The following is a 12,309-nucleotide window of genomic DNA, read 5'->3' as shown; positions in this document are numbered from 1 at the left end:
GGTTTACTGGGTTTCTGCTTCCAGTTCCATCCAGCGTTCCATTTTCTGTTCCAGTTGGTGTTGCAGGTCTTCCAGTTTTTTCAGTTCAGCGGCGACCTTGCCTGCATCCTGCTGATAAAAATCAGCTGCGGCAATTTTGCTTTCCTGCACACCAATAGCGGTTTCCAGCTGTTCAATTTCAACCGGGAGTTGTTCCAACTCTCTTTGCAGTTTGTAGCTGAGTTTTTTGGCCGGTTTTTTAGCAGCTTCTGGTTCCGGTGCGGAAACAGGCTGGGCATTGGCGGCTGCTTTGCCGGATGTTTTTAAGCTGCCCGGTGCTTGCAGGGGTGGAAAACGACCACCTTGGCGTATCCAGTCTTCATAACCACCCACATACTCTTTGACGCGTCCGTCGCCTTCAAAGGCCAGGATGCCGGTGACTACGCTGTCGAGGAAGGCACGGTCATGGCTGACCAGCAGCAGGGTGCCTTCGAAGTTCAGCAGCAGTTCTTCCAGCAGTTCCAGAGTTTCCAGATCCAGGTCGTTGGTCGGTTCGTCCATCACCAACAGGTTGGCTGGTTTGGCAAAAAGTTTAGCCAGCAGCAGACGGTTTTGTTCACCACCAGATAAGGCACGAACTGGCTGGCGAGCACGTTCCGGGGTGAAGAGGAAGTCTTGCAGGTAACCGATGACGTGCTTGTCACGACCATTGATGGTGACACTGGTGCGGCCTTCAGCGAGGTTGTCGAGTACGGTTTTTTCCGGATCAAGTTGCCCACGCAACTGGTCAAAATAAGCCACTTCCAGCTTGGTGCCGATTTTGACTTCACCTTCCTGAGGTTGCAGATCCCCCAGCAACATCCGCAACAGGGTGGTTTTACCGGCACCATTACGCCCCAGCAGGCCAATTTTGTCACCACGCTGGATACGGGTGGTGAGGTTTTTGATGATGGGTGTGCCTTCAAAACTGAAGCTGGCATTGGTTAATTCTGCCACCAGCTTGCCGGACTGGTCGGCGGATTCCAGCTGGATGTCAGCCTTGCCCTGACGCTGCAGCCGGTCAGAGCGTTGTTTACGCAATTCCTTGAGGGCACGTACACGGCCTTCATTCCGGGTGCGACGCGCTTTGATACCCTGACGTATCCAGACTTCTTCCTGAGCCAGTTTTTTATCAAAAGCGGCCTGATGACGGGCTTCCACTTCCAACTGGTGTGCCTTGAAGTCGAGAAAATCCAGATAACGGCCTTCCCAACTGGTGATTTCACCCAGATCCAGTTCCATCATACGGGTGGCAATGTTCTGCATAAAGGCACGGTCGTGGGTGATCAGTAATACCGCGCCGGGGAAACTTTTGATCTGTTCTTCCAGCCACTGGATGGTTTCAATATCCAGGTGGTTGGTGGGTTCGTCCAGCAACAGTAGATCGGGTTCACTGACCAGTGCCTGAGCCAGCGCCACACGCCGCCGCCAGCCACCAGAGAGTTCCGACATTTTGGTGTCACCGTTCAGGTGCAGGCGCTTCATCAGCTGCTCCACCTTCTGGCTCAGTGCCCAGCCATTACAGGCATCCAATTGGTGTTGCAGTTCATCCATACGTTGCAAATCCACCTGATCCGGCGGCAGATGGGTGATGTGGTGGAATTCTTCCAGCAGGCGACCGGCTTCAGCCAGTCCCAGCGCCACCACTTCAAAAACATCACGGTCATCAGCGGCAGGCAGCACCTGCGGTAATACACCAATTTTCATGCCCGGCTTGCGCCACAGGCTACCGCCATCGGACTGGATTTCCCCTGCCACCAGTTTCATCAGGGAAGACTTACCCGCACCATTACGGCCGAGTATAGCAACCCGCTCACCCTCTTCGAGGGTGAGGCTGGCATCGTTCAGTAGGGGAGTGCGGCCATAGGCCAGGTGCAAATTTTCGAAACGCAGAAGGGTCATGAGATTTCAGCAAGTCCTGCTTTTATACGTACGCGGTTTTCAACCAACTGGGCCAGCAGCTTGGGCTGGAATTTGGAAAGGAAATCATCACAACCCACTTTTTCGACCATGGCCTTGTTGAAGTTACCGGACATGGAGGTGTGCAGCACCACAAAGGTGTCCCGCAGACGCGGATCTTCTCGCACGGCACTGGTCAGGCTGTAACCATCCATTTCTGGCATTTCGGCATCAGTGATTAACATCAGCAGTTTTTCCGGTACATTTTCACCGGCATCCGCCCATTGTTTCATCAGATCCAGGCCTTTTTTACCGTTGGTGGCGGTGTGCACAATAATACCCAGCGGTGCCAGAGTTTGTTGCACCTGGGAAATGGCGGTGGGGGAGTCATCTACCATCAGCACTTCCATATCCCGGGCGGCATTCACAATGTCATCTTCCAGCTGTGATGGATCAAGCACAATGGTGTAGGGGTTGATCTCCGCCAGTACCTTTTCCACATCGATGATTTCAATGATTTTATCATCCATGCGGGTGATGGCAGTCAGATAATGCTGGCGACCGCTGGTGCGGGGTGGTGGAATGATGTCTTCCCAGTTGAGGTTGACAATACGATCCACGCCACCCACCAAGAAAGCCTGAATGGTGGAGTTGTATTCAGTAACAATCAAGCTGCTTTCTGGTTTGGCTTCTAGCGCTGGCATACCGATGGCCTGTGCCAGATTGATAACCGGAACAGCCTGGCCACGCAGGTAAGCAATACCGACCACATGAGGATGATGCCCCGGCAGGCTTGTGAGTTTTGGAAGGCGCAGTACTTCCTGTACCTTGAACACATTGATGGCAAAAAGCTGGTTGGAGTGTAGCTTGAACATCAGCAGTTCAAGCCGGTTTTGTCCGACCAATCGAGTTCTTGAATCGACGCTATCCAGTACCCCGGCCATGGGCAGTTCCTCGTAGTTTAACATTTTCGTTTTTAAGCGAAATTTTCTGACATACTAGAGAATATTTTTGTTGCTGACTACTTTTCCTCAGCATGTCGGTGCAGTATTTCAGTATTTATTAAGAGCGTTTAAGGATCTGATGTTAGCACTTCCTTTTGATGAACCGGTTTTACCACTGGTGGATATCGGTGTAAATCTCTGTGATCCGGCTTTTGCAGCTGATCTGGAAGCTGTATTGGAGCGGGCTGCAGCGGCTGGGATTACTGGGCTGTTGTTGACTCCCCGTCCGAAAAAATACCGCAACGAACCTGCCTGTTTGCCTTGGGTGTTGGTTAAAATGGCTGAGTTGTGCAAACTGCCGGTGGCCTCGCTGGCACTGAGTACCAGCCGTAATGCTCAGCGCTTGTTTCATTTGCCCGATACCCTGCTGGAGAAAAACACCTGATGAGTCTGCCGACTTTTATTGCCATTGAAGCTGTGCTTGCTGAAGAAGAAAGTTTCCCGGTCAGTCTGGCCTGGTCATTGCCGGATGGACGCATTAAACAGGCATTGATTCAGCCGGATGAAAGCTGGCTAGACGAAGATTCTGCCCTGCTGGCATTGCAGGATATGAACCTGGAAATTCAGGCTTATTCCGCTGCCGAGGTGGTACGCGAGCTGATGTATGATCAGCAGGATGATGTGTATTATCTGGATGCTCTGCATCCGCAGGAGCAGTGGTTACTTAAATTGTATGCCGCAGCCGGTCAAGACGTGAGTGTTGAGCTGAGCGAAGCCGCTGAATTATGCCCTGATACCGAAGAATGGCAGATGGCCTATCAGGAAGCCTTGCAGTTTTTGGGATTGGATCCGACCCGTGCAGAAGATCAGGTACGCGCCCTGCTGGAAACCCATGTGATGTTAACCGGCGAGCAGCAGGATGAACCAGGAGAAGAATAATGAGCCAAATCATCGATTTTTATTACGACATTGTCAGTCCTTACAGTTATCTGGCCGCGGTGCAAATGGCTGAGCTGGAAGCGGCCACGGGTGCACAGGTGATCTGGAAGCCGATTTTTCTGGGTGGTTTGCTCAAACAGCTGGGTAATGCCACCCCCCTGTCTAATCAACCTAAAAAGCATTATATGTTGACCCTGGATCTGCCTCGTTGCGCTCGTTATTATCAGGTTGCTTACACTCGTCCTGAAGTATTTCCTGCCAATACACTACAGGTGCAACGTGCCATGGCGGCTCTGCCAGCGGATCAACGCCCGCAGCTGGCGCTGGCTTTGTATCAAGCCTACTGGAGTGAAGGTCAGGATGTCTCCCAGTCACAGCTGGCGGAAGAAATTATGGGCACAGAAATTGCTGCACTCGGCAGCGCTGAAACGGCCAAGGCAGCATTAAAGGACTTCACTGATGAGTTGATTGCTGCCGGTGGTTTTGGTGCTCCCACCCTGATCTGGAAAGATCAGCTTTATTTTGGTTCGGATCGAGTGGCGTTATTGAAGGTCGATCTGCTGGCAAGCAAAGGATAACAAACATGTTTACTGGAATTGTACAAGGCGTGGCTGAGTTAGTTAGCCTGGAGCGTAAAAGTAACCTCAGCAATTTTGGCATCAACCTGCCTGCTGCCACCCGTGAAGGTTTGCAGGTCGGTGGCAGTGTTGCCATCAACGGTGTCTGCCTGACCGTGGTGAGCTGGGATGACAAAGCGGTGTATTTTGATGCCATGATTGAAACCCTGCGGCTCACTAATCTGGGTGCCCTGCAGCAGGGTGACCGGGTGAATTTTGAACGCGCTGCGCGTTTTTCTGATGAAATCGGCGGTCACCTGATGTCAGGTCATGTCATTGATCAGATCGAGCTGACATCACGCCAGGAGCTGGATGAAAACAACCTGCGATTGGAGTTCACCGCACCACCCAAATGGATGAAGTATATTTTTGCCAAGGGTTACATCGGGTTAAATGGATGTAGCCTGACGCTGGGGGAAGTGGAGGAAAACCGCTTCAGTGTTTATCTGATTCCTGAAACACGCCGTGCCACTACCTTTGGTGACATGCAGGAAGGTTGCCGGGTGAATCTGGAAATTGATCCCCAGACGCAGGTGATCGTGGATACGGTCGAAAGGGTCATGGCGTCACGCAGCACTTTTGGATAAGATGCGCGTTTTTTCGCGCTTAACCACCTGCTCAGGAATTGAGAAACCACCATGACCCATGGCCGTTATTGCAAGGACTTTACCATCACCTGGGACCAGCTGCACCGCTTACACCCGTGAGCTGAGTCATCGGCTGGTGGTACAGGAGTTCAAAGCTATTATTGAGGTAAAGGTTAAGTGATGAAACAACCCTTGCCGGATGACTGGATGGCATGGCTGGGCAATGAATTTGACCAGCCTTACATGCTGCAGTTAAAAGCCTTTTTGCAGCAGGAAAAAGCGGCAGGCAAGGTGATTTTCCCCCATTCTTCCAACTGGTTTAATGCCTTTTGGCAAACGCCCTTGTCGGATGTGCGGGTAGTGGTGATCGGCCAGGATCCTTATCACGGTCCTGATCAGGCGCATGGTCTGAGTTTTTCCGTGCTTCCCGGTGTGCGTACTCCTCCTTCGCTGCGTAATATCTATCAGGAATTACAGGCTGATCTGGGTTTTCAGCCGCCTGCCCATGGTTGTTTACAGGCTTGGGCACAGCAGGGTGTGTTGTTATTAAATGCCGTGCTGACAGTTGAGGCGGGTCAAGCTAACAGCCATCAAGGCAAGGGTTGGGAGCTATTCACTGATCGGGTGATTCATCTGCTGAATGAACAATCACCGGGTGTAGTGTTTATGTTGTGGGGTAGTTATGCACAGAAAAAAGCCGCCTTTGTGGATCGTCAGCGGCATTTGGTGTTAACGGCTCCGCATCCATCACCCTTGTCCGCCCATCGGGGTTTTCTGGGTTGCCATCATTTTTCTCAGGCCAATGCTTGGCTGCTGCAAAGAGCTATGCCGATTATTAATTGGCAGTTGCCCTTGCAGCAGGAGTCCTAACTAGCGCATGTTGATGTCATTGTCACGCAGGTAGAAGGTGACCTTGCCTAAGTCATTGCGCGGGGTGAAGGAGGCTTCGTCAATCTGAATCTGAGTGCCGGGATAACAGGTTTTACGAATATGAATTCGGGACGACTGGAGTTGTGTCAGTTGCTCTTCCATTTCCCTTAATTCCTCATGAAGCCTGTTTTCTTTATCTTTCAGACCATCACGGGCTTTAATAATCTGCTGTTTTTTCTCTTCCGTGATGGGTTTATGCAGCTTTTTAATTTTTGCCACTACTTCCATTAGTTGTGATTTCTGGGTTTCCAGCTGTTTTAACTGGTTGTTGATGACGCCAATATGGGTTTTCACTTCACTGGTATTACCGACCAGCAAACGAGTTGGCATATTGGCCGGTGCACCAGTAACAGCAACATCAATCAGTTCGCGGGCTTCGGTAATACCCCCAACAATGGCACCCTTGCCGGGCATGTGAACCTTGATGCCTGCAGTCACTTCCGAGTGCAGCATCTGCTTTTGTACAACAACTTCGTGACCAGCGTGAACGGTTGCTTCCTGAATAAATCGTGCTTTGATGACGTTGCCCGCTTCCAGATAAGCATCATCAATTTTGTTTTTGTCCTGAGCCGCTTCTGCAGTGTCGGTGCGTTTTTTACGTCCGATAATGCCACCACCCACTTCGATTGAGCCTCCGGCCTTGATATAAGCGGCCTCTACCAATCCACCTACTTTAACATCACCGGTAACTTCAACTTTCATACCGGCATTCACATTGCCTTTGATGTGTACACTGCCATCAAAACGCACATGGCCGGTTTTTAAGCCAACTTCGTCAATTTTTAGTACCTGCTCAATGTGGGCACCTTTTTCGTGCACCACCGGCATACCGGGTACAGCAGATAACAACAGATCGGCATCACCCGGTGCCAGTTTGACCGTTTCATCCTTGGGTTTGAGTGTTAAATCCTTACCATTACGACCCTTGATGGTACGCCCAGTTACTGTCCAGCCGGACTTGCCGGGCGTAGGCGGGTGGCGGCGCACTAGCACCTGGTCAGCATCTACATGGGGGAAGTCGCCCAGCTCTAAGAAGTCCACATTGCCTTCTTCGCTCACTTGAGGGCGACGGTCGTTGATTTCTTCCAGCAGAGTTTCCAGTCGAGCATCTTCACCGTCGTAGGCGGATTCACCGTAAGCCACCACCATACAAATGGGCTTGCCACTTTTACGCAGTTGCTCGCGGGTTTCTGCCGAGGTGAGTTCGGCCAGGCTTTCATCCAGCAGGCCACGAACAATTTTTGACTGCTTTAGAGCAAAATCAAGTAACTCAGGGGTCAGATCCTTGCCCTTGCCTGCCGGTGGATAAACTACAACACCGGCTAACATTTGGTTGGGGCTGGTGTACACATCAACTCTGGCATTAATCGGGCCACCCAGGCGCATGTCCGTTGACTGGCCTCTACGCATCAGATCCAGCAGCGTTGCAACGGCGGCAGGTTCCAGCGGGTGTTCTGTAGCGGAAAAGCCGGCTAGTTCCATCACCAGAGGCAGCTGGCTGGCCTCAAGCGGCAATGCTAGACCAGAGGGTTCGTAGAAGACAAAAATGTCTCCGCTTTCGTCTTCTCTGAAAGTCAATCCAAGCTCCTCCGGTGTGGGGGTGCTCATTAACGACTCTTCATCGGATAGGGGTTCCATGGTGATTCCTGTTCTGCTGTCCGGCGACTGCCCGAATACTTTTATTATAGGTTTTTTTCTGCCCTGAGTGCGAGTCACATCTTAACGTGGCTTTGGAGCTTCTCCTATCCCCCACTGGAAAGTGTTTTGTGACGCTTTGTTGCACCTTTATGCAGAATTTATGACTGACTCTCTTTAAACGAAGGTTTATGATAGTCAAACGGAACTGAATGGGGTACCCCTTATTATGGCTATGACTCGTCTGGCAAAAATCCGGCGTGCGCGACAGCTGATCGCACTTACACTGCTGGCAGAGTTAAAAACCGATCAGCGCAATCTGCTGAGTCTGATACTGGATAAGGCCACCTTCTGGACAGAGGATCGCAAAGCCTTGCGCCTGCCGCCCCTGCCCAGAAAAGTGGAGCTGGAGCTGGCACGCCGGCGCCAGGGGGCGCGGCTGTTTCGACTGCGTGAGGCCGTATTTAGCCTGGCACCCAAACAGCCACTTGAAGCTCGCCGTCTGATTTACCGCGATGACGTGTATCAACCGGGTTTGCCCAACAAACAACAAAAACACTGATTACCATACACAAAGCTTTTTGCCGCAGGAGTGAAACACAATGGATGCTGCTATTTCTCTGGATGATCTGGGTATTTTGCTGGTTGAACCCTCTGCCATGCAAAGGCGGGTTATATGTGACCAACTAACTGCCGCCGGCATCCATACGCTGGAAGCAGTGGAAACAGCGCGCGAAGCATTAAACCGCATGCGCAGTTTTGTGCCGGATCTGATTATCACCAGTTTGTATTTGCCGGATGCAGATGCCCATGAGCTGTTTGCCCTGATGCAAAAAGACCCGCGCCTGGCTGATGTGGCCAAGATGGTGGTGTCGAGTGAGCAGAAAAGAGAAAACCTTGAAGCGGTACGCCAGGCCGGGGTGTTAGCACTGTTACCCAAACCCTTTGGTCGCAAGGATCTGGAGCGCGCACTGGCAACAACTCTGGCTTACCTCACACATGAAGAGCTGGACCTGCAGCTGTATGACATTACCACCCTGCGAGTGCTGGTGGTGGATGATTCCCGTATGGCGCGTAAACATCTGACTCGTGTTCTGCAGCAGATCGGGGTGGAACAGATTGATGAAGCGGTGGACGGCAGTGAAGGAATCCGTTGTCTGGAGCAGGCTTCTTATGATCTGGTGGTGACCGACTACAACATGCCGGTCATGGATGGTGAGGCATTGGTTAATCATATCCGCCAATCAGCTGGCTATTCCCACATCCCGATCATGATGGTGACATCAGAGGATGAATCACGCCTTGCCTCTGTTCGTCAGGCAGGCGTGTCAGCCATTTGCGATAAGCCTTTTGAGGTCAGTCAGGTGCGGCAGTTGCTGGTATCCTTACTTGAACCTGAGGCTATCTGAGTTTTTGGTGCGGAGCTGGATTTGAAATTTATTAACGACCTGAATCAGGATCTATCGGTACTAAAGCTTGGGGATGATCCTCAGGTGGGCGTGATGGTGAGTGGTGGACTGTTAACCTGTGAGCCATGTTTACCCTTGGGTGAAGTGGCACGACGGATGCGCAAGGCCAAAGTCAGCTGCATTCTGGTGATGGATGGTGACGACATTCTTGGTATCTGGAGTGAAGGCGATACTCGTAGACTGGATTTCAGCCGTGAACAACTGCAACAAACCCCAATCTGTGAGTTGATGAGCTTCCCGGTCATCAGCGTGGCCTTCAGCACCTCAATGAGTGATGCTGCCTCGATGATGAAAAGACAGCGGCTGCGTCGTCTGCTGGTGCTGGATCAACAAAATAAACCACTGGGAATGCTGACTCAGTCTGATTTAGTGCGGCATCAAGGGGTGGAACATTATCTGTTGATGCGCAGTGTGGGTTCCAGCATCCGCCGTCCTCCCCTGCGCTTGTACGCCAGCCTGACCATTGCTGATGCGGTTGGCCAGCTGCGTGAGGCCGGTGTTGAGGCTGCGATAATCGTGCGGGGTAGAGGTCAGCCGCCCGGAATTGTGACCGAGCGGGATCTGATTGCGCTGCTGGCAGAAGAAGTCAGTGCTACAACCCTGCAAGAACTGGTGCATCACTCCCTCTTCTGTGTTCCCCGTAATATGAGCCTGTTGCATGCAGTGGATCTGCTGCGCGAAAAAGGTTTCCGTCATCTGGGTGTGATGGATCATGATGAACATGGAGAACCCACCGATGTTTTGTGTGGGTTGCTGTCCTTTGGCGACATTCTTGCCAGTATTGAATATGAGTATGTTAACCAGTTACGTGCCGCAATCGAGGCACGTGATCATGCTCTGAGAACCTCCAATGAACACTTGCTTCTGGCTCAGAAGGTTATTGAAGCCTCGCTGGATGGTATTGTCATCACCGATTATGAAGGACGCATTCAGGCGGTTAATCCCAGTTTTACCACCTTGACTGGTTACAATGCAGAAGAGGCCATAGGTAAAACACCAGCCTTGCTCAGTTCTGGTCGGCATGACAAGTCATTTTATGTTGAGATGTGGAAGCACCTTAAAAGTGAGGGTTACTGGCAGGGAGAAATCTGGAATCGGCGCAAGAATGGTGAGGTTTATGCTGAATGGTTAACCATCACCGCCATTCGTAATCCGGAAGGTCAGATACGCCAGTTTGCGGCCATTTTCAGCGACATCACCGACCGCAAGCGCAAAGAAGAGCAAATTCATAGTCTTGCTTATTATGACGAACTAACCGGGCTGGCCAACCGTCGTTTGTTGATTGATCGGCTGGAATTGTCGCTGGGTAATGCCCGCCGCCACAAACACAAGATGGCTATCCTGTTTCTTGATTTGGATTTATTCAAGCGCATCAACGACACCCTGGGGCACCAGGCTGGTGATGAAGTGTTGCGGCAGGTGGCAAAACGCCTGGAATCCAGTGTGCGAGATGGAGATTCGGTTGCCCGCCTGGGTGGTGATGAATTTACCGTGCTGGTACCGGAAGTGGAGTCTCTGCATTTATTAGAATCACTGGCATCCCGACTGACCCTGGTGCTGACCCAGCCACTGAGTATTCAACAAAAGAGTCTGGTGGTATCCACCAGTATTGGTATCAGTGTTTATCCTGATGATGGCAAAACGGTAGAAATTCTACTGAAACATGCGGATACCGCCATGTATCGCGCCAAGGATGCCGGACGGAACAACTACTGCTTTTATAATGCCATGATGGGTGAGCGCAATTATGTGGATCTGGCGCTGGAGAATAGATTACGTAAAGCGCTGGATAGCCACTCATTACATCTGGCTTATCAGCCCAAGATAGACGTGATCACTCGTCAATGGGTGGGTATGGAGGCTTTGTTGCGCTGGAGTGATGCAGAGCTGGGTGATGTATCACCGGCTCAATTCATTCCATTGGCAGAAAAACTGGGCTTGATTGATGTAATTGGTGACTGGGTGATTGATCAAGTGTGTGCCCAGCTGCAAACCTGGATAAAAAAGGGTTATTCACCCATGTCAGTTTCCGTGAATGTATCAGCACGCCAGCTGGTGGATGCTGATTTTGCTGCGAGGGTATTCCGTCGATTGCAGGCACATGGGTTGCCAGCGGATTTGCTGGAACTGGAGCTAACTGAGAGCTGCCTGATTCTCAGTGAAGAAGATGGGCAGTATCAGCTATTGCTGGCCTTGCAGCAAGGAGGCATCAAGCTTTCTATTGATGATTTTGGTACGGGTTACTCATCCTTGTCCTACCTCAGGAAGCTGCCAATCAGCACCATTAAAATAGATGCTAGTTTTATTCGAGAATTACCTGAAAACCGCGAAGACGGGCAACTGGTTAAAGCGATTATCGGTATGGCTTCTGCGATGGGATTGGATATTGTGGCCGAGGGTGTGGAAACACCTGCCCAGGCCACCTTGCTGCAGGGTCTGGGTTGCCCGGTCTGCCAGGGTTTCTGGCTGGCGCGTCCGGCCAGTGTTGCACAGGTGAGTCAGTGGTTAAAATTGTCGGCAGACACGGGTTTATGGCCTCACTTTCCCGAAGACTGGCAACCACTGTCGGTTGATCAGAGAAAGTAATTTTTCATCACTTGATACAGCACAGGAATAACAGTGGAAAACTTTCCACTAAAGCGCCATGATTAAGATGCGTGCAAGGATAAATATTTGGAGGTGAGAATAATGCAAAGTGTAATTGATATGTTTCGCGAACAGATGGAAAAGCAGCAAATGCCCATGGTTGAATTTCAGCGTCAGTGGCTTGCAGCAATGGAGGCCGTAATGGAAACAGAAATGGAAGCCGTGCGCCAGTATTGGGATACCTGGTTCAAGCTGAGTCAATCCTGTATTCATTCAGCAGATGATAAAAATCCCATGAAGATGGGTCAGGATTGTGCAGACCTGTTCTGCGAGTTGAACAAGAGCATGCTGGAGCATGCCCACAAGCGTCAGAAGTTGACACGAAACTGGCGTGAGCGTCTGAACGAAATCATGTAATGTGATGCCGGATTCCTCGGAGTCCGGTATATTTTTCTTTAATTACTTTGAATGACAGCCACGACCAGGGTTTTAATCATAAAACCTGCAACACCTAGCCCCAGCGCAAAAAATAACACACTGGTTCCAAAACGTCCGGCATTGGATTTTTTTGCCAGATCCCAGACAATGAAACCCATAAACAGGATCAGGCCGCCAATTAACAGCGGGAGAGCAATCGCTTCCAATTCGGTATAATGCATCATTTTTCCCCTGTGGTAATATATCC

13 protein-coding genes are annotated in these 12,309 nt (G+C 51.0%); 9 read left to right on the top strand and 4 right to left on the bottom strand.

Annotation, left to right across the window (positions count from 1 at the left end):
- Positions 1-3: 3 nt before the first annotated feature.
- Positions 4-1,920 (bottom strand): ATP-binding cassette domain-containing protein, encoded by a 1,917-nt coding sequence (locus IBX50_RS04950; RefSeq protein WP_292253928.1) that lies wholly within the window; start codon positions 1,918-1,920, stop codon positions 4-6.
- The gene (locus tag IBX50_RS04945) at positions 1,917-2,861 is read right to left on the bottom strand and encodes a chemotaxis protein (protein WP_292253927.1); all 945 of its coding nucleotides are present in this window, start codon (positions 2,859-2,861) and stop codon (positions 1,917-1,919) included. Before IBX50_RS04945 ends, IBX50_RS04950 begins: the two co-directional genes overlap by 4 nt.
- Positions 2,862-3,000: 139 nt before the next feature.
- Here IBX50_RS04945 and IBX50_RS04940 point away from each other — a divergent pair, with 139 nt between their 5' ends.
- The 5 genes from IBX50_RS04940 to ung all read left to right on the top strand — a co-directional run bounded on the left by IBX50_RS04940 (position 3,001) and on the right by ung (position 5,874).
- Positions 3,001-3,306 (top strand): hypothetical protein, encoded by a 306-nt coding sequence (locus tag IBX50_RS04940; RefSeq protein WP_292253926.1) that lies wholly within the window; start codon positions 3,001-3,003, stop codon positions 3,304-3,306.
- Complete coding sequence (locus IBX50_RS04935; protein ID WP_292253925.1) at positions 3,306-3,800, top strand: hypothetical protein; 495 nt, start codon at positions 3,306-3,308, stop codon at positions 3,798-3,800. Before IBX50_RS04940 ends, IBX50_RS04935 begins: the two co-directional genes overlap by 1 nt.
- Entirely contained in the window at positions 3,800-4,378 is a 579-nt protein-coding gene (locus IBX50_RS04930; protein WP_292253924.1) for a 2-hydroxychromene-2-carboxylate isomerase, read from the top strand. Before IBX50_RS04935 ends, IBX50_RS04930 begins: the two co-directional genes overlap by 1 nt.
- A 5-nt stretch (positions 4,379-4,383) precedes the next feature.
- Complete coding sequence (locus IBX50_RS04925; RefSeq protein WP_292253922.1) at positions 4,384-5,004, top strand: riboflavin synthase subunit alpha; 621 nt, start codon at positions 4,384-4,386, stop codon at positions 5,002-5,004.
- A 180-nt stretch (positions 5,005-5,184) separates the two neighbouring features.
- Positions 5,185-5,874 carry a uracil-DNA glycosylase gene (ung, locus tag IBX50_RS04920; RefSeq protein WP_292253920.1) on the top strand — a complete coding sequence of 230 codons (690 nt, stop codon included), beginning with the start codon at positions 5,185-5,187 and terminating at the stop codon, positions 5,872-5,874.
- On the opposite strand, the gene IBX50_RS04915 is transcribed toward ung, so the two are convergent.
- Positions 5,875-7,572 carry a DUF342 domain-containing protein gene (locus IBX50_RS04915; RefSeq protein ID WP_292253919.1) on the bottom strand — a complete coding sequence of 566 codons (1,698 nt, stop codon included), beginning with the start codon at positions 7,570-7,572 and terminating at the stop codon, positions 5,875-5,877.
- 226 nt (positions 7,573-7,798) lie between these two features.
- On the opposite strand from IBX50_RS04915, the gene IBX50_RS04910 reads away from it, so the two are divergent.
- From IBX50_RS04910 to IBX50_RS04895, 4 genes are all read left to right on the top strand, one after another.
- Positions 7,799-8,131, top strand: a complete 333-nt coding sequence (locus IBX50_RS04910; RefSeq protein WP_292253917.1) for a hypothetical protein — start codon at positions 7,799-7,801, stop codon at positions 8,129-8,131.
- 40 nt (positions 8,132-8,171) lie between these two features.
- Positions 8,172-8,978: a response regulator gene (locus IBX50_RS04905; protein ID WP_292253915.1), complete on the top strand. Its 807-nt coding sequence runs from the start codon at positions 8,172-8,174 to the stop codon at positions 8,976-8,978.
- A gap of 21 nt (positions 8,979-8,999) precedes the next feature.
- Positions 9,000-11,624 (top strand): EAL domain-containing protein, encoded by a 2,625-nt coding sequence (locus IBX50_RS04900; protein ID WP_292253914.1) that lies wholly within the window; start codon positions 9,000-9,002, stop codon positions 11,622-11,624.
- Positions 11,625-11,726: 102 nt separating this feature from the next.
- Positions 11,727-12,041: a hypothetical protein gene (locus tag IBX50_RS04895; RefSeq protein ID WP_292253913.1), complete on the top strand. Its 315-nt coding sequence runs from the start codon at positions 11,727-11,729 to the stop codon at positions 12,039-12,041.
- A 38-nt stretch (positions 12,042-12,079) separates the two neighbouring features.
- Here IBX50_RS04895 and IBX50_RS04890 read toward each other — a convergent pair whose 3' ends face one another.
- Complete coding sequence (locus IBX50_RS04890) at positions 12,080-12,286, bottom strand: DUF2788 domain-containing protein (RefSeq protein ID WP_366930692.1); 207 nt, start codon at positions 12,284-12,286, stop codon at positions 12,080-12,082.
- Positions 12,287-12,309: the final 23 nt, after the last annotated feature.

The organism is Marinospirillum sp., from assembly GCF_014859565.1.
Note: the sequence above shows the minus strand (reverse complement) of the source record. Positions and strands in the feature narration are given on the sequence as shown.